Source organism: Polaribacter marinaquae, from assembly GCF_038019025.1.
Classification (GTDB): Bacteria; Bacteroidota; Bacteroidia; order Flavobacteriales; family Flavobacteriaceae; genus Polaribacter; species Polaribacter marinaquae.
In genome coordinates this window covers 2,457,282-2,475,616 of the sequence record NZ_CP150496.1, presented here as the reverse complement: position 1 = coordinate 2,475,616, position 18,335 = coordinate 2,457,282, and the positions used below count along the sequence as shown (strand labels likewise).

General features: G+C 29.4%; 19 protein-coding genes and 1 tRNA gene. 10 read left to right on the top strand and 10 right to left on the bottom strand.

All coding sequences use genetic code 11. The features are described from left to right. The first annotated feature begins 64 nt into the window (after positions 1 to 64). The 3 genes from proS (at position 65) to rpsT (ending at position 2,008) form a co-directional block, all read left to right on the top strand. The gene (gene proS, locus WG950_RS11205) at positions 65 to 1,543 is read left to right on the top strand and encodes a proline--tRNA ligase (protein WP_340932394.1); all 1,479 of its coding nucleotides are present in this window, start codon (positions 65 to 67) and stop codon (positions 1,541 to 1,543) included. A 108-nt stretch (positions 1,544 to 1,651) separates the two neighbouring features. After that, a tRNA-Glu gene (locus WG950_RS11200) sits at positions 1,652 to 1,723 on the top strand. Positions 1,724 to 1,756: 33 nt separating this feature from the next. Next, entirely contained in the window at positions 1,757 to 2,008 is a 252-nt protein-coding gene (rpsT, locus tag WG950_RS11195) for a 30S ribosomal protein S20 (RefSeq protein WP_077810216.1), read from the top strand. Positions 2,009 to 2,393: 385 nt separating this feature from the next. Here the strand turns inward: rpsT and rodA are convergent, their stop codons facing one another. From rodA to WG950_RS11150, 9 genes are all read right to left on the bottom strand, one after another. Next, positions 2,394 to 3,674, bottom strand: a complete 1,281-nt coding sequence (gene rodA / locus WG950_RS11190) for a rod shape-determining protein RodA (protein WP_340932391.1) — start codon at positions 3,672 to 3,674, stop codon at positions 2,394 to 2,396. Next, complete coding sequence (gene mrdA / locus WG950_RS11185) at positions 3,655 to 5,547, bottom strand: penicillin-binding protein 2 (protein ID WP_340932389.1); 1,893 nt, start codon at positions 5,545 to 5,547, stop codon at positions 3,655 to 3,657. The genes rodA and mrdA overlap by 20 nt, the downstream gene beginning before the upstream one ends. Then, positions 5,547 to 6,050, bottom strand: coding sequence for a rod shape-determining protein MreD (mreD, locus tag WG950_RS11180; protein ID WP_079737391.1), 504 nt, complete (start codon positions 6,048 to 6,050; stop codon positions 5,547 to 5,549). The genes mrdA and mreD overlap by 1 nt, the downstream gene beginning before the upstream one ends. Next, positions 6,043 to 6,870, bottom strand: coding sequence for a rod shape-determining protein MreC (gene mreC, locus WG950_RS11175; protein ID WP_340932383.1), 828 nt, complete (start codon positions 6,868 to 6,870; stop codon positions 6,043 to 6,045). The genes mreD and mreC overlap by 8 nt, the downstream gene beginning before the upstream one ends. A 17-nt stretch (positions 6,871 to 6,887) precedes the next feature. After that, positions 6,888 to 7,916, bottom strand: coding sequence for a rod shape-determining protein (locus WG950_RS11170; protein WP_079737393.1), 1,029 nt, complete (start codon positions 7,914 to 7,916; stop codon positions 6,888 to 6,890). Positions 7,917 to 7,991: 75 nt separating this feature from the next. Further along, a complete protein-coding gene (purH, locus tag WG950_RS11165) occupies positions 7,992 to 9,521 on the bottom strand; it encodes a bifunctional phosphoribosylaminoimidazolecarboxamide formyltransferase/IMP cyclohydrolase (protein WP_340932380.1) in 1,530 nt (509 codons plus the stop codon). 91 nt (positions 9,522 to 9,612) lie between these two features. Further along, the gene (locus tag WG950_RS11160; RefSeq protein WP_299062036.1) at positions 9,613 to 9,741 is read right to left on the bottom strand and encodes a hypothetical protein; all 129 of its coding nucleotides are present in this window, start codon (positions 9,739 to 9,741) and stop codon (positions 9,613 to 9,615) included. Positions 9,742 to 9,774: 33 nt separating this feature from the next. Continuing rightward, positions 9,775 to 9,900 carry a hypothetical protein gene (locus tag WG950_RS11155; RefSeq protein WP_302849546.1) on the bottom strand — a complete coding sequence of 42 codons (126 nt, stop codon included), beginning with the start codon at positions 9,898 to 9,900 and terminating at the stop codon, positions 9,775 to 9,777. A gap of 88 nt (positions 9,901 to 9,988) precedes the next feature. Further along, on the bottom strand, positions 9,989 to 10,441 hold the full coding sequence (locus WG950_RS11150) for a GAF domain-containing protein (protein WP_340932377.1): 453 nt from the start codon (positions 10,439 to 10,441) through the stop codon (positions 9,989 to 9,991). Positions 10,442 to 10,497: 56 nt separating this feature from the next. Between WG950_RS11150 and xrtF the strand changes: the two genes are divergently transcribed. The 7 genes from xrtF (at position 10,498) to WG950_RS11115 (ending at position 17,282) form a co-directional block, all read left to right on the top strand. Next, positions 10,498 to 11,034, top strand: a complete 537-nt coding sequence (xrtF, locus tag WG950_RS11145) for an exosortase family protein XrtF (protein ID WP_077810231.1) — start codon at positions 10,498 to 10,500, stop codon at positions 11,032 to 11,034. Next, positions 11,031 to 11,462 (top strand): exosortase F system-associated membrane protein, encoded by a 432-nt coding sequence (locus WG950_RS11140; protein WP_079737397.1) that lies wholly within the window; start codon positions 11,031 to 11,033, stop codon positions 11,460 to 11,462. The genes xrtF and WG950_RS11140 overlap by 4 nt, the downstream gene beginning before the upstream one ends. Before the next feature lie 45 nt (positions 11,463 to 11,507). Next, positions 11,508 to 11,912: an HYC_CC_PP family protein gene (locus WG950_RS11135; protein WP_340932372.1), complete on the top strand. Its 405-nt coding sequence runs from the start codon at positions 11,508 to 11,510 to the stop codon at positions 11,910 to 11,912. 70 nt (positions 11,913 to 11,982) lie between these two features. After that, positions 11,983 to 14,226: a TonB-dependent receptor gene (locus tag WG950_RS11130; RefSeq protein WP_340932371.1), complete on the top strand. Its 2,244-nt coding sequence runs from the start codon at positions 11,983 to 11,985 to the stop codon at positions 14,224 to 14,226. 25 nt (positions 14,227 to 14,251) lie between these two features. Beyond that, on the top strand, positions 14,252 to 14,641 hold the full coding sequence (locus WG950_RS11125; RefSeq protein ID WP_340932370.1) for a heavy-metal-associated domain-containing protein: 390 nt from the start codon (positions 14,252 to 14,254) through the stop codon (positions 14,639 to 14,641). Between the two features lie 328 nt (positions 14,642 to 14,969). Next, positions 14,970 to 16,160: a histidinol-phosphate transaminase gene (locus WG950_RS11120; protein ID WP_340932369.1), complete on the top strand. Its 1,191-nt coding sequence runs from the start codon at positions 14,970 to 14,972 to the stop codon at positions 16,158 to 16,160. 3 nt (positions 16,161 to 16,163) lie between these two features. After that, positions 16,164 to 17,282, top strand: coding sequence for a permease (locus tag WG950_RS11115; RefSeq protein ID WP_340932368.1), 1,119 nt, complete (start codon positions 16,164 to 16,166; stop codon positions 17,280 to 17,282). Positions 17,283 to 17,350: 68 nt separating this feature from the next. On the opposite strand, the gene WG950_RS11110 is transcribed toward WG950_RS11115, so the two are convergent. Beyond that, on the bottom strand, positions 17,351 to 18,157 hold the full coding sequence (locus tag WG950_RS11110) for a DNA/RNA non-specific endonuclease (protein ID WP_340932367.1): 807 nt from the start codon (positions 18,155 to 18,157) through the stop codon (positions 17,351 to 17,353). Between the last annotated feature and the right edge of the window lie 178 nt (positions 18,158 to 18,335).

The window sequence follows — 18,335 nt, the reverse complement described above, 5'->3', positions numbered from 1 at the left end:
TTAAACAATCTTTTAACATAAATTTCACTTTAAAGGTAACAATATTTGTGCCAAACTTTTAATTATGAGTAAACATTTAACAAAAAGGGAAGACGATTATTCTAAATGGTATAATGAGTTAGTTGTTAAAGCAGATTTAGCTGAAAACTCTGCTGTAAGAGGATGTATGGTAATAAAACCCTATGGTTTTGCAATCTGGGAAAAAATGCAAGCAGAGCTAGATCGTATGTTTAAAGAAACGGGGCATGAAAATGCTTATTTTCCTTTGTTTGTTCCTAAAAGTTTATTTGAAGCAGAAGAAAAAAATGCAGAGGGTTTTGCTAAAGAATGTGCAGTTGTAACACATTATAGATTACAAAATGACCCAGATAAACCAGGGAAATTAAGAGTAGATCCAGAAGCAAAATTAGAAGAAGAATTAGTAGTTAGACCAACCTCGGAAGCTATTATTTGGAACACATATAAAGGCTGGATACAATCTTATAGAGATTTACCATTACTTATTAATCAATGGGCAAATGTTGTTCGTTGGGAAATGAGAACTCGTTTATTCTTAAGAACTGCAGAGTTCTTGTGGCAAGAAGGCCATACGGCACACGCAACAAAAGCAGAAGCTATTAGCGAAGCAAAACAAATGCAAGAAGTTTATGCAACATTTGCAGAGCAATTTATGGCAATGCCTGTAATTAAAGGTTCTAAGTCTGACAGCGAACGTTTTGCAGGAGCAGAAGATACATTAACTATCGAAGCATTAATGCAAGATGGTAAAGCTTTACAAGCAGGTACAAGTCATTTCTTAGGACAAAACTTTGCAAAAGCATTCGATGTTAAGTTTACTTCTAAAGAAGGGAAACAAGAACATGTTTGGGCAACTTCTTGGGGAGTTTCAACTAGACTAATTGGAGGTTTAATAATGACGCACTCTGATGATAATGGTTTAGTGTTGCCACCAAAATTAGCGCCAATACAAGTTGTTATTGTACCAATATATAAAGGTGAAGAACAATTAGAAGCAATTTCAGAAAAAGTAAATGTATTTGTAAAAGAGTTAAGAGCTAAAGGAATTTCTGTAAAGTTTGATAATAGAGATACTTTTAGACCTGGTGCAAAATTTGCAGAATACGAACTAAAAGGTGTGCCAGTAAGAATAGCTATTGGTAAAAGAGATTTAGAAAACGGAACTGTAGAAGTTGCCAGAAGAGATACTTTAGAGAAACAAACAATAAATCAAGTTGATGTTTCTGATTTTGTAAGTAATCTTTTAGAAGAAATTCAAGAAAACTTATTTACAAAAGCTGTAGACTTTAGAACAGCAAACACAACATCTGTAGATACTTTTGATGAGTTTAAAGAAGCAATTAAAAATAAAGGTGGTTTTGTATCTGCGCACTGGGATGGTACAGAAGAAACAGAAGACAAAATAAAAGAAATTACAAAAGCAACTATAAGATGTATTCCTAATGATGCAAAAGAAGAAAATGGTGTTTGTGTTTTTAGCGGAAAACCGTCTTCTAAAAGGGTACTTTTTGCCAAAGCATATTAATTTTAAAAAAAAATGCATTTTTTTTTAAAAAATAGTTGCAGAAGTAAAAAAAGGTTGTATATTTGCACCCGCAATTGAGACATACTAAACATATCGATTGATTGTTATGGTCCGTTCGTCTAGGGGTTAGGACGCATGGTTTTCATCCATGTAACACGGGTTCGATTCCCGTACGGACTACAAAGTTTTAATAAAAAAACGAATTAAGAAATTATGGCAAATCATAAGTCAGCATTAAAGAGAATTAGAAGCAACGAAGCTAAAAGATTACGTAACAAGTATCAGCACAAGACAACTAGAAATGCTGTTAGAGATTTACGTACATCAGAAGACAAGAAAGAAGCAGAAGGAAAATTAAGTACTGTTATTTCTATGTTAGACAAATTAGCTAAGAATAACATTATTCACAAGAATAAAGCTGCTAACTTAAAATCTAAATTAACTAAGCACGTAGCTGCTTTGTAAGATTTTAATTATTAAGAAATTTAAAAAAACTCTGAATATTTATTCAGAGTTTTTTTTGTGCTTTACTTTTTAGACGATAAATATATTAGAGCTATTGATTTTATTATTTAGTTAGTTAAATAACATCCAAAAAGTAATGATTTTACTTCATGAATAAATTAGTTCTATTAATTGGTTTGAATTGGCAGATTGATATCATAAAAGATTTTTACAAACTAAAACATCAGAAATCAAATCAATAATTAAATAATCTATTATAATTTATGTCGATGGATTCACAACGAATAAATGTTGATTTCAAAGATGAAATAATAAAGAATAATTAGCTTAAATTAAAGTCAAAATAAGGTTATTAAAAGACTTACAAATTATTAATAAGGTTGTTTTACCAATCGTACTTTTTATGAGCATCTAGCCTAATAAAAATAAATAAAAGAATTGTAAATCCCCAAAGAGAAGAACCACCATAACTAAAAAATGGCAAAGGAATACCAACTGTAGGCAACAAACCTATTACCATACCAATATTTACAATTACATGAAAAAACAGTATCGAAGCTAAGCTGTAACCATAAATTCGACCAAACTTGTTTGTATGCGTTTCAGATAAATACAATATTCTATACATCATCAGCATAAAAAGAATAATTACCAAAGAGCTACCTATAAAACCCCACTCTTCTCCTATTACACTAAAAATATAATCTGTATGTTGTTCTGGCACAAAATCACCTTGTGTTAAATCTCCTTTTAAAAACCCTTTACCACTAACACCCCCAGAACTTATAGTTAATTCAGATTGATAAGAGTTATAACCGATTCCCTGATTATCTTGCTTTAGCCCTAACAAAATTTCGAAACGATCTCTATGATGTTGTTTAAATACATTATTATAAGCAAAACCTGAACTTAATACAAACGCTGTAACTATTAGATAAACTCCAATAATTTTATACCAATTAAAACGGAAAAATCGTTTACCACCTTTGTATAAAATGTAAGCAGTAAAAACAGATATTACTCCTAATAACGAAGATAAAACTATAGTTGTGCCAAATAATATGGTTAGTAAAAATAAAACTACAATTGCTACACCAATAATAATATAATATAAGGTTAAACCTTCTCTATGCAATACAAAGAAGAAAGAAAGATATATTAACGCAGAACCTGCATCTGGTTGTAAAATGATTAGAAAAGCTGGTAAAAAGATAATAGCAAATGCTTTTATCTGGTTTTTTACCAATTTAAAATTGTATTGTCTATCACTTAATAATTTTGCGACTGCTAAAGCTGTAAATGCTTTTACAAATTCTGAAGGCTGTAGACCAAGTACTCCAAAATTATACCAAGAAGTAGCACCATTAATTGTCTTCCCAAAAAGAAACAAACCAACTAAAGATAAAAGGGAAATAATATAGAGAATGCTAGAAAATTTCTCGTAAAACTTAGAGTTAAAAAAGAGAATAAGTACTATTAACGGAATTGTTAGACAAATAAAAATTAACTGTTTACCGTATTTAGTAGAAAAACTAAGAATCTGTATATCTTCTTCAGATTTAGAAGCAGAGTAAATGTTTAGCCAACCAAAACCGACCAAAACAACAAATAGTAATACTAATAACCAATCTATACCTGCAAAAATATTATTTCGTTCCTGACGCAATTTCTTCTTCTGTTTTAGGTATTAATTTATCATATTCAGATTTTAAACTGATGTTTAGCATATTTGTTTCTCTGTACTTAGTTGCTTCTGATATTTTTCCGTTAAGGTATTTCTCTATCATCAAACTAGTAATAGGAGCCGCAATTCTAGAACCATAACCACCATTTTCTACAAAAATTGCTATTGCTATTTTAGGGTTATCTTTTGGCGCGAATGCGACCAATATAGAATGGTCTTCTAACTTAATTCTTTTACCGTCTACAACCGCATAATTTTCCGAAGTTCCGGTTTTTCCACAGATATCAATCCCTTTAACTTTTACGCCACTTCCTGTTCCTGTTTTAAAAACTTCATGCATTGCTTCAACAACAGGATCAAAATATTCTTTATTTATAGAAGTTACTTTCTTTTTTGTAAAATTAGGATTGTCTATTGGTTGATTATTAACTTTTTTTAGAATATGCGGTGTATAAAAATAGCCTCTATTTGCAATTGCCGCTGTAAAGTTAGCTAACTGAATTGGTGTTGTTTGAACCTCTCCTTGACCAATTGCATTAGAAATATTTGTAGATGCATTCCAAGAATATCGATACGCATTGTCATAATATTTACCTACCGGAATAAAACCAGGACTTCCTTGAGGTAAATCATAACCCAAATAATTTCCTAATCCAAAACTTTTTACATGATTTGCCCAACTATCTAATCCTTCTGAAGGTTTATTATCTTTTTCTACAATTCTTTTGTAGGTATTAGAAAAATAACTGTTGCAAGATTTAGCTATTGCGGTTTTTAGACTAATTGGTCTGTTATAAATATTACAATGGCAGCCCATAAACTCACCTTTTCTACTACCATACCTGTAACCATTAAAGCATTTAAAAGTAGTACTTTCATTGATAACGCCTTCTTGTAAACCTATCAAAGCATTCATCATTTTAAAAGGTGAACCTGGAGGATATGAAGCCTTCAAACCTCTGTCATAAGTTGGTTTTTCTAAATTATTAGGATCCATTAAAATAACTGAGTTTGGAGAACGTTTTCTACCAACCATCATATTAGGATCGTAAGAAGGCGCGGTAACTAAGGCTAAAATTTCTCCGGTAGCTGGTTCTATTGCAACAATACCTCCTCTTTTATTTTTCATTAACTTTTCTCCATATTGTTGTAAATCTAAATCTAAAGTTAAAGTTAAATCTTTTCCGTTTTCCGGCAAAGTATCATAAGCACCGTTTTTAAAAGAACCAACAATATTATTAAGTTTGTTTTTTCTATAATACTTTTTTCCTTTCCTTCCTCTTAAAAAAAGTTCGTATTGCTTTTCTACACCAGCTTTTCCAATTAATTCTCCTTGTTCGTAATACATACTACTTTTTGCTAGCTGATTATTAACTTCGCTAATATAACCAACAACATTTGCGGCAGATTTAAAAGGGTAATCTCTAATGATTCTTTTCTGTATAAAGAAGCCTTTATACTTATGCAATTTTTCTTGAAGAAAAGCAAAATCTTCTTTTGCTAATTGTTTTAAAAATACCGAAGGTTTATAAGATGCAAAATTTACAGACCGATTGAATCTTTTGTAAAAATCTTCTTTGGTTATCTTTAATAATTTACAAAACTCTAAAGTATCTAAAGGTTTTACCTTATTTGGTTGCACCATTACATCATAAGAAAGTTGGTTTGCAATTAATAACTTACCATTTCTATCGTAAACGTAACCTCTTTCTGGATAATCAAACTTTTTTTCTACTGCAGAGTTATGTATAGGATCATAACTTTCTCCTCTAACAATTTGTAGTTGAAATAATCGACCAATAAAAACCAAACCCACAAGTGTGATTAAAGTATAAAGTAATAAACTTTTTTGCATTATTGCTTTTTAGAAAAAATAAACGTTGCTAAAAAATATATAATTAACGTAAAAATACTAGAGTAAATTGTGTTAATTATAACATTCGAAAAATTTTGAAAACTAAAGTTAGCAAAAGAAAATAATATAAAATGATGAATTACTGTTAAAGTTACAACATAATTAAATCGTTTACCAAAAGGCTCTAAATTAAGTCTAAAAAAAGGAAAATCTACCTCAAATTTATTAAAATAGACTCTTACAAAAAACAAGCGAATATATGCTATAAACAACGTAGAAAAAGCGTGTATACCGCCAGAATCTGAAAAAAAATCAATAATTAATCCCAATAAAAATGCCAGAAAAAGAAATACAAATCTATTTTTATTTAATGGATAAAGAAATATAAACATTATATATAAATAGGGATTTACATAACCTAAAAACAAGATATTATTTAAAATAAAAACTTGTATCAAAATCATAAAGACAAACAGAAGTCCGAAAAAAATTGTCTTATTCATTTACTAGGTTTTCTGTGTTCTTTATTTCTTCTTTATGCAAATTCTTAACAATATAAACGTTACCTAAATTACTCATATCATTAAATAACTTAACGTTTATAATATTTTCTACTGCATTGTTTTTATTAACACTACTAACGGTTCCTATTAAAATTCCTTCTGGAAAAATTGTAGACTTACCACCTGTTTCGATAGTATCACCTACTTTTATAGAAGCTTGCCTTGGTATATCAATCAATTGTACTGTATTATAATCTAATCCATTCCATTTTAAAGAACCAAAATACTGGCTATTTTTTAACCTTGCATTTAAATTAGAGTTTTTATTTAGAATTGATTGAACTCGAGCGTATCTTTTAGAAGTATTGTCTGTAATACCAATAATTCCTAAACTATTAATTACAGCCATTTCTTGTTGAACACCATCTTGTTCTCCTTTATCAATAGTTAAAAAATTAAATTCTTTAGCGTAATTATTATTGATAATTCTTGCGTTTGAAAATGTATATTTCTGAAAATAATTGATTGTATCTACAACCGTAGAATCTAGGTTTACAATTGAAATATTTTTTTGCTGTAATAAGTTTCTTAAGCGCGTATTTTCTTCTAAAAGAATATCGTTTGTATGCTTTAGACTAAAATATTCAGAAATATTAGAAACCTTATTGTACATACCACCCGTTAACGAGTTTGCAGAGTTTACATACTTACTTTTATGAAAGTTTAAGTTATTAAAAGTAAGTGCTAAAGCAATAAATTGCAGCAACATAAAAAATAAAAAATATTTAAATTTTTGTAAAAAGTAAATAAGCTGCTGCATACTAAACCGCTAAAGTTTTATTTCATTAATACATTTTTGTATTTATCTAATTCTTTTAATGCAATACCTGTACCCCTTACAACAGCTCTTAAAGGATCTTCTGCTACGTAAACCGGTAAATCTGTTTTTCTAGAAAGTCTCTTATCTAAACCTCTTAACATAGAACCACCACCTGCTAAATAGATACCTGTATTGTAAATATCTGCTGCCAATTCTGGCGGAGTTTTAGATAAAGTTTCCATAACAGCATCTTCAATTCTTAAAATAGATTTGTCTAATGCTTTTGCTATTTCTCTGTATGAAACTTGTACTTGTTTTGGCTTACCACTTAATAAATCTCTACCTTGAACCAACATGTCTTCTGGCGGAGTTTCTAAATCTTCTGTAGCAGCACCAATTGTTATTTTAATTTTTTCTGCAGTAGTTTCTCCAACATGTAAATTGTGTTGCGTACGCATGTAGTACATAATATCGTTGGTAAACAAATCTCCTGCAACTTTTACAGATTGATCACAAACAATACCAGCTAAGGCAATAACAGCAATTTCTGTTGTACCACCACCTATATCAATAATCATATTTCCTTTTGGCTCCATAATGTCTATACCAACACCAATAGCAGCAGCCATAGGCTCATAAATTAAATAGATTTCTTTAGCATTCATGTGTTTAGCAGAATCTCTAACAGCACGTTTTTCTACTTCTGTAATTCCTGATGGAATACAGATTACCATTCTAAGTGCTGGTGGAAATAACTTCTTTTTGATTGACGGAATTTGTTTTACAAACTCTTTAATCATCTCTTCAGAAGCCTGAAAATCTGCGATTACTCCGTCTTTTAACGGACGAATTGTTTTGATATTTTCATGGGTTTTTCCTTGCATTAAATTGGCTTCTTTACCAATTGCAATTATTTTACCGGAAATTCTATTTCTAGCAACAATAGAAGGACTGTCTATAACCACTTTTCCGTCGTGAATTATCAACGTATTTGCGGTTCCTAGATCAATCGCAATATCTTCCGTCATAAAATCAAAAAAACCCATAAAATATCTTTAATGTATTATTTAAAGTAAGTATTACAAAGCTACTAAAAATCTCTTTGTAAACTTAATAATTTATTAATGTTTAAAATGTCTTGTTCCTGTCATTACCATCGATAAATTATTTTCATTACAATAATCTATACTTAGTTGATCTTTAATAGAACCACCTGGTTGAATAACACTTTTTATTCCTGCTTTATCTGCAATTTCTACACAATCAGGAAAAGGGAAAAATGCATCACTAGCCATCACAGATCCTTTTAAATCAAATTTAAAAGAAGTTGCTTTTTCAATAGCTTGATTTAAAGCATCTACTCTACTTGTTTGCCCTGTTCCTCCTGCTAATAATTGCTTATTTTTTACAAGAATAATTGTATTCGATTTTGTGTTTTTACATAACTTCGACGCAAATAATAAATCATCTAACTCAGATTGCGTTGGTTTATTGTTTGTAACGTACTTTAAATCTTCTAATTTATCTGTAATACTATCTTTATCTTGCACTAAATTACCATTTAAACAAGTTCTAATAGTTGTTGTTGGCAATGCAACTTCTTTTTGCACAAGAATTATTCTGTTCTTTTTACCTTTTAAAATTGCTAAAGCTTCTTCTGAATAACTAGGCGCAATTACAACTTCGCAAAATAATTTATGAATTTCTTCTGCAGTTGCAGCATCAATTTCCGTATTAGCAATTAAAATTCCGCCAAAAGCAGAAACAGGATCTCCTGCTAACGCATCTACATAAGCTTGTTTTATAGTTTCTCTTTGCGCAAAACCACAAGCATTATTATGTTTTAAAATTGCAAATGTTGGTGCTTCTCCTTTAAATTCTTCTATTAAATTTACTGCAGCATCAACATCTAACAAATTATTGTAACTTAATTCTTTACCATGTAATTTATCGAAAATAGCTTCTAAATCCCCAAAAAAGTATCCTTTTTGATGTGGATTTTCTCCGTAACGTAAAACCTTAGCATTTGTTTCGCTAACTTTAAAGGCTGGAGTTTCATCAGTATTAAAGTAATTAAAAATTGCTGTATCGTAATGAGAAGAGATATTAAAAGATTTTGCTGCAAAACTCTTTCTTTGTTCAAGAGTAGTTTCTCCGTTTCCTTCATCTAAAATAGATAAAAAAGCATCGTATTGATCCATAGAAGAAACTGTAAAAGTATCTTTAAAGTTTTTTGCTGATGCTCTAATTAAAGAAATACCACCAATATCAATTTTTTCTACAATATCTTGTTCTGGCGCACCAGATGCAACAGTTTTTTCAAACGGATATAAGTCTACTATTACTAAATCTATTTGCGGAATGTTATACTCTTTAAGTTCTGCAACATCACCTTCGTGATCTTGTCTATTTAAAATACCTCCAAAAACTTTTGGGTGTAAGGTTTTTACTCTTCCTCCTAAAATTGAAGGATAAGAAGTTACATCTTCTACAGGTACTACATTTATTCCTAAATCTTTAATAAATTTTTCTGTTCCTCCTGTAGAGTAAATAGTTACATTAAGTTCATTTAATTTTCTAACAATTGGCTCTAAACCATCTTTGTGAAATACTGAAATTAATGCGGATTTGATTGTTTTTGAAGTGCTCATCTAATGTTGTGTTGTTAAGCACGCAAATTTAGTAAAACCAAGTTTGAAAGACAATAAAAAGATAGTAACAAAAACCAGAAGTAATTAACAACTAGTTTACTTGCACTTTCGATTTAAAACTCTCTACAAGTGCGGTATAATCTCTAGGCACTCTTCTATCTTGATTTTTTTTTGTTGAATATAAAATTTTTAGTAAAAAATTAGGGGTAATTTTTTTCATTTTAGGGTATTTAGTAAGTTTTCAGGGCTTTTATTACTCTGCAGTTTCTAAAAAGTTATGAAACCATTGCACAAACATGTGGGTCCATGATTGTTTTTTCTCTATAAAATTAGTTGAATTGTCGCTATTAGCAACAGAGGTAAAATGTTCTTTTCTCATCAGTTAGGGATTTAATGATTATAGAAATACTATAAATAATAAAATGTTGTTAACAAATATAAAAAAAAATCCTTAAGTAACAACTATCCTATAAAATAGTTGCTACTTTGCTACATACAAACTCTAAAAGCTCTTCATCTTTTTCTGTAAAAGTATTTGCCGTATGCGAATCTATATCAATTTGACCAATATTTTCTTCGTTTACAAAAATAGGTATTACAATTTCTGATTTCACCTTCCATCCACAAGAAATGTAATTATCTTGTTCAGAAACATCTTGTACAACAAAGTTTTCGTTAGAGACAGCAACTTGCCCACAAATACCTTTTCCAAAAGGAATAATTATATGCTCTGTTTCTTCACCTGTATATTGCGCTAATTTTAATTCGTTCTTATCTCCGTTTTTAAAATAAAAACCTACCCAATCGTAGTAAGAAATTTCTTGTTCTAACAAATCGCAAATAGCTTGTAACTTAACAGCTACATTTTCTTCTAAAGCAATAATGCTTTCTACTTTATTTTTTAATATATTAATATCCATTTTTGTATATTCGTTTATGCATAATTGTAAATTGCAAAATTAAATCATTTTATATTGTGAAAAAACATAAAAATGTAGTCTTTTTTTTAATTAAGTTTTTTGCAACATACTTTATTTTGTTCGCAATTTACTCGTCTTACTTACAACGATCACAAACAAAAGTAGGCCAATTTAAAACGGCTTCTATAACAACTATTGTTGCAGATCAAACGGTAGATCTATTAGATTTTTTTGGTTATGATTCTGGCGCATATCAGCATAAAGAAGAGCTTTCTGTAAAATTATTAATTCACGGTAAATACACCGCTAGGGTTATAGAAGGTTGCAACTCTGTAAGCATTATTATTTTATTTGTTGCTTTTATTGTTGCTTTTGCGGGTTCTTTAAAAGCCACTATAATTTATTCTGTTTTAGGTAGTCTATTTATTTATGTTATAAATATTGCTCGAATTGCTTTTCTTGCAGTAATGATTTATAAATATCCAGAAAAACAAGAATTTTTGCACAATTTAGTTTTTCCAGCATTAATTTATGGTACAGTATTTTTACTTTGGGTAATTTGGGTTAATAAATTTAGCAACTATAAACGATGAATAGGTACATAAAAATAATATTACTTTTTCTTTTTGTTTCTCTATTATTTGTTGTGAGAGCATTTTCTGCGGAATTATTTTACGATCCTTTAATTGCTTATTTTAAAAACGATTATTTATACACAAATATGCCTAATCTAAATATTTGGTCTTTAATTGTAGATATGCTTTTTAGATATGTTTTAAATTCTGTAATTACAATTGCAATTATTTGGGTTATTTTTGAAAGAAAAGATTATGTAAAGTTTACTGGCTTTTTCTTAATGACAGCTTTTTTAATTTTAATTATCATTTTTTCTCTTTTACTTAGAGATCAATTTCAATCTGGATATTTATTACCATTTTACATCAGAAGATTTATTATTCATCCATTATTTTTACTGATACTTTTACCTGCATTTTACTTTCAAAAATTAAGTAATCGATAATTTAACTAAATTTTTTGTGTTTCTTATTGTAAATTTGCATCAGAAATGAAAAAATATCTAACTAAAATAACCGCTTTTTCTCTAGCATTTTTAGTACTATTTTCTACCTTTTCTTTTACGGTAGAAGCGCATTATTGTGGTGATTTTATTGTAGACATTTCTTACACAGGTGAAGCTGAAGTTTGTAAAACAGACATGACAAATGATCTTTCTATAGCTATGAAAGATTGCTGTTCTGATAAACAACATAAAATTGAAGGTCAAGATGAATTACAAGTAAACTCTGACAAACAATTAGATTTTAGCAAACAATTTTTCTTAACTTCATTTTTAACTTCTTATAAAAGTTTATTTGTTACAAAAGACTTTGTTAAGATTTATCATAAAAATCCGTATCCGCCAGACACAGATAAAAACTTCTTGGTTTTATACCAAACCTTTTTAATTTGATTTTATTCTAATTCTTACTAAAAACTTCATTTATGAAGTATAGTTTTAATTTTAATAAAGTCACATATCAATGAAAAAAAATATACTTAGTGGTCTTATGCTACTATTTCCGATAATTATTCTTTCTCAAAACAATTTAAAAGGAATGATTATGGACAGAGAAAATCCTAAAAACAATATAGGTATTGCAGGTGCAACCGTAAATTGGTTAAACACAAATATTGGTGCTATAACTAATGAAAAAGGTTGGTTTACGATACCTTATAAAAAAGAATATAAAAAACTAGTTGTTAGTTACATTGGCTACAAAACAGATACAATTACAGTATTAGACTTAATACCAATACATCATTACATTACGCCAGAAAGCAACTTAGCCGAAATTACAATTAAAAGTAAAAGAGATGCTGTTCAAAAATCTTTATTTGCAACTGCAAACACTTTTACGGTAAATAACGACGAACTTCTAAAAGCTGCTTGTTGCAATCTAGCAGAGAGTTTTGAAACAAATCCGTCGATAGACGTTAGTTTTTCTGATGCTTTAACCGGCACAAAACAGATTCAAATGTTAGGACTAAAAAGTCCGTATTTACAAATAATGCAAGAAAACCTTCCCTCTATTAGAGGTGCAGCACAAGCTTTTGGTTTAACTTTTACGCCAGGTACTTGGGTAGAAAGTATTCAAATTACAAAAGGAGCCGGATCTGTAGTTAATGGCTACGAAAGTATTTCTGGACAAATAAACGCAGAATTAGTGAAACCTTTTTCTGACAATGCTTTCTTTCTAAATGCATACAGTTCTCTTAACGGTAGATTAGAATTAAACACACATTTTAATAAAAGGGTTTCAGAAAAATGGCAAACCGGTTTATACATTCATGGTAATTATAGAGGAGAGAAATTTGACAAAAACAACGACAATTTCTTAGACGCACCTTTATCAAATCAAATAAATGTTATGAACCGTTGGCAATATACAGATGCTCAAAATGGTTGGGTTAGTTTCTTAAATGTTCGTTATTTAAATGATGAAAAACAAACAGGAGAACTTAATTTTAATCCAGAAACAGATAAAGCTACAACCAATGCTTGGGGAAGTGAAATAGACACCAAACGTTTTGAAACGTCGGCAAAAATTGGATATGTTTTTCCAGAATTACCATTTCAAAGTTTTGGTTTACAATTAGCTTATAGCAATCATCAACAAGACTCTTATTTTGGTTTAAATATATATGATATTAAACAGGAAAGTTTATACTCTAACTTACTTTTTAACTCTATTATTGGTGATACAAGATCAAAATTTAAAACAGGTATCAACTTTACTTATGATAACTTTGAAGAACTTGTAAACACCACAAATTATAATAGAAAAGAAAATTCTATCGGAGCATTTTTTGAATATGCTTTTGACAATTTAGACAACTTTAGTGTAACCGCAGGTATTCGAGTAGATGCACATAATTTATTAGGCACATTTATTACTCCTAGAGTTCACCTAAGATATGTTCCTTGGGAAAAAGGAGTTTTTAGAGCTTCTGCTGGTAGAGGAAAAAGAAGTGCTAATATTTTTGCCGAAAATCAGCAATTATTTGCAAGTTCTAGACAAATAAATATAGATGATATTGGTGGGAATTTCTACGGATTAAATGCTGAAACTGCATGGAATTTCGGAGTTTCATATCTACAAAAGTTTAATTTACTTGACAATAAAGGAGATATTACTTTCGATTTTTACAGAACCGATTTTAGCAATAAAGTTGTTGTCGATTGGGAAAATCCGCAAGCAATTTCATTTTACAATTTAACAGGAAAAAGTATTGCAGACAGCTTTCAAGTTGAAGTAAATTACGAATTGGCTAAAAATTTAAACTTAAGAACCGCATATAAGTATTTTGATATTTCTACGGATTATAAAAACGGTAATCTGCAGAAACCTTTACAGCCTAAAGATCGTTTTTTCGCAAACTTATCTTACGAAACAGTTGCTAAAGAAAATGGAAATCAATGGAAGTTTGATATAACTTATAATGCAATTGGTAAGCAACGTTTGCCTAATACTGCAAACAATCCTATTCAATATCGATTACCAGAATATGCAGATAATTATAGTTTATTAAACTCTCAAATAACCAAAGTCTTTTCAAATAAATTTGAAGTTTATTTTGGTGGAGAAAACCTAACAAATGTGCAACAAGAAAATCCTGTATTAGGTAACGATAATCCTTTTGGACCGAATTTTGATACTACAATAGTATACTCACCAATATTTGGTAGAACAATTTATGCAGGATTACGATTTAAAATAAAATAACAAACTCTATAAAAATTAATAAAAAATGAAAAAATTAATATTCGCATTCAGTCTATTTCTAATTGGGTTTTCTGTACAAGCACAAGACGTTAAAAAAGTAAAAAAGAAAAATGCAAAAGTAAGTTTTACCGTAGACGGTATTTGCGGTATGTGTAAAAAACGAATAGAAACAGCAGCTTTAAAAACAAAAGGTGTAAAGTTTGCTATTTGGGATGTTAAAACGCATCAAATTAATGTAATATTAGATGAACGAAAAACTCCTGTCGATACTTTAAAACAAAACATCGCAAATGTGGGCCATGATATAAAAGGTTTTAAAGCAACAGATGAAGCATACAACTCTGTGCATCCTTGTTGTAAATATAGAGACAGTAAAATTATAGAAGATCATAACGGCGAGCTGAAAAAACAGTAATAAAAAAAAGCTTCATTTATATAAATGAAGCTTTTTTTGTAACAAACATTTCAACTAGAACTAAGAATACAATACGTTTTAGCTATCTTAACTATAAACTTTACATATAAATTTCTTAGCTAATTTTTAAATATTCCAGCCCAATATCAGAATACATTATTTACAACAAAATTGAATTTTTAGTAAATTTAAATTATTAAAATATGATTTTTAGCTTAAACTATTGCAATAAATTTAATTAATTGTGATTATTGTTAAATATTCCATACTTCAATAAATTAAAAGTTTTATAACTTAGTAAGGTCAACTTTTTATAAAACACAAACAAATGAATTCAACAAATTTTAGTAGAAGAGAATGGTTAAAAAAAGGATCATTAACTCTTGGCGCATTGGCATTAGTACCTCATGATATCTGGAGCAGCAATGTTGCCAACGCTCAAAAAAACAACAGTACTTTTTTATACAGTTCTAATAATTATTTTAATGAATATACACCACCATTAGTTAAAGAAGAAGCTTCTTTAACAATATTAAGGTCTAACGAAAATCCTTATGGGCCACCGCCAAAATCAGTAAAAGCATTTCAAAATGAAGTTTTTGGAGGAAATAGATATTCTTGGAAATCTTTAGGCGGATTAAAAGAAAAAATAGCTAAAAACGAAGGCATTAAAACCAATCAAATTTTAATGGGACCTGGTTCTTCAGATTTATTAGAAAAAGTTGCCATGGTTCTCTTTCAAAATGGTGGTAACGTTATAAGTGCAGACCCAAGTTATATGTCATTAATTGTTGTTGCTAAATCTGTTGGTGGTAATTGGAAGTCATACAAGTTATTAGAAGACTCTCAGCATGATTTAGATGCTATGGAAGCAGGAATAGATAAAAACACTAAGCTCGTTTATATATGCAACCCTAACAACCCAACGGGTTCTATTACAGATGCTAAAAAACTAAGAGATTTTTGTAGTAGAGTTTCAGAAAAAGTACCCGTTTTTGTAGACGAAGCTTATTTAGAATTATCTAAAAATGGCTTAAGAGACTCTATGAATACTTTAGTTGCAGAAGGTAAAAACGTAATTGTTGCCAGAACTTTTTCTAAAATACATGGTATGGCAGGTTTAAGAGTTGGTTATGCAATTGGTAAAAAAGAAACGTTAGATATTATTAGTGAAATTACACGTGGCGGAATGGGAATTACCGGTCCTTCTATTGCTGCAGCATCTTCTAGCTTAGACAATCAAGAATTTTTAGATTCTTGTAAATCAAAAATTACCGATGCTAGAAATTATACCATTACTTACTTAAAAGAAAACAATTTTTCTTGTTTGCCTTCTGAAACCAATTTTTTAATTTTTGAAATACCAATGGAAGGAAGAGCATTTCTAAAGAAAATTTACGCAAAAAATGTTGCTGTAAAATCTTTTAAATTCTGGGACAAAAATTGGTGCAGAGTAAGTATTGGTACTATGGATGAAATGAAAAAATTCACCAATGCTATGACAGAAATATTTGTCTAGTATATGGATGGTGCAGTAGAAAAATCTATTTCGTTTATTCTCTTTATAATTATAGGAATCATCTTAAAAAAGAAAATTTCTGTAGGCGATGAAACCAATGGATTAAAAAAAATAATTCTTACACTTGCATTACCCGCAACTATTTTTATTGCTTTATTAAAAGTTAAAATTGATGGCAACCTGGTGTTGTTTCCATTATTAGCATTAGCTTTTAATGTAATACTTTTTGCAGTTACACCGTTGTTATTAAAAATTATTGGTGTCGATCCTAATTCTGATAAAGGTAGAAGTGCTAAACTTTTAATACCATCTTTGGCCCCTGGACTTTCTTGCTTTGCTTTTATTTTAGAATTTTTAGGTGATGGATATTTAGCAAAAGCTGCTATGGCAGATTTAGGAAATAAATTTTTTGTGCTTTTTTTACTTTATTTAGTAGCATTAAAATGGCATTATAACAATGCAGACTTCGAAGCAAACTCGTTAAAAACAAAACTTAAAGGTCTTTTAAAAGCTTTATTATACGAACCTGTAAACATTTTTATAATTGTTGCATTGGTATTAGTTTCTTTTGGAATTACTTTAGATAAAATTCCGAATTTTTTATCGATGACGTTAAGTAGACTAAGCTTTATAATGACGCCTTTGGTATTGCTTTTTATTGGTTTGGCGGTTAAAATTAAAAAACAACAATTCTTTCAGTTGTTTTCTTTATTGCTTTTAAGGGCTTCGTTTACCCTTTTATTAATTGCTGCCGTAATTTCTTTTGCAGACTTAACTGTTACTAAAGATATTTTAGTAATGATTGCTTTCGGATTAAGTTCTGCTAGCTTTTGGCCTTTTGCTCATATTTCTGCAATACATTTAAAAGAAACCAAAGAAAAAACGGTTAAAAGAACTTTTGATATCAATTTCGCATTATCAATATTAGCACTTTCATTACCAATTTCTGTATTATTAATCTTAGGAATTTTAACTGCTGGAGATACTTTTGCTAAAACTAGCAACATTTTTATACTATGTGGCATCCTATTTTTTATAGGTGTTTTGTATCCTATATATCTAAAGATTAATAAAAAAGTGAGTTTAAAAAAAAGTGAAATTCAACTTTCTGTAGATAAATAACATAATTATTTATACTTTATAAGTTCTAAAAAAACCTTTCAATTTATATTTGAAAGGTTTTTTTTTAGTTAAAAACTCCAGTTTTTATAACTACTAGAACTTTCTAACCTTTCCTCTAAATCATCTTCTAATTCTTTAAAAAAATCGATACCCGTTAATGCTTCAATTTTATTTACAGAAACAACAAATTTATACAATGGTAACTTCGAGTCTTTATGTGGTACTAAAAAAGCAATCATTTTTATTTTGCTACTCGTCTTGTCTAAAATTACTTTATAAAATTTTTTTGGCACAGCTACATTTTCGCTTCCAATTGTTTGTAAATTGTTTTCTAAAACACCGCCTGTTATTACAAAAACACCATCGTTTTTCCTTGCCCAATAACGTACTTTTTGTTCTAACCGATTCCAGATACCAGCATTAAATGCATGTTTTTGCGGACTGATATTACTTGTTAAAAATGTTTCGTCGTGCGCTGTTTTTGTAAACTTTCTATCTCCGGCAGGACATAAATGACCTCTATCATAACCCGAATTTTTGTAATTACGCCAATGTGCTGCTTTTGTTTTTACTGCATTATCTATTTCAAAATAAGGTCTTTTAAAATTATTTCTACTTAAATCTGATGCTTTTAATTCGTAAGCAACCCATTCTGCTTGTTCGTGTTTTTCGCTATAAGATAAAGAGTAGTGTTGATGATGCACTACTTGATTTGTAGTACTTGTTGGCAAAAAATATTGATTTGTTGCTGCTTTTGGTTTTTTACCTTCTTCAATTATAAAATCTTCTTTTTGGTTGTCTAAAAACTGTTCGTAACCTAGAACTGCAATTAAAATAACAACTGCTATAATAGAGAGTATTTTCTTCTTTGTCAAGATTGGTTTGTTTAAAATTCTTAATAACTGTAAAGGTATGAAAGAATGTTAAAATTAACCAAGTAAGCATGCGTTAAGGATTGAACGGTTTGTTTGAGCTCTTTTTGAGGAACGAAAAAAAGCGAGTAGTGAAAGCCTGTTAAAACGCCCAAAATAAAAAACTCTCTCAAATTAATGA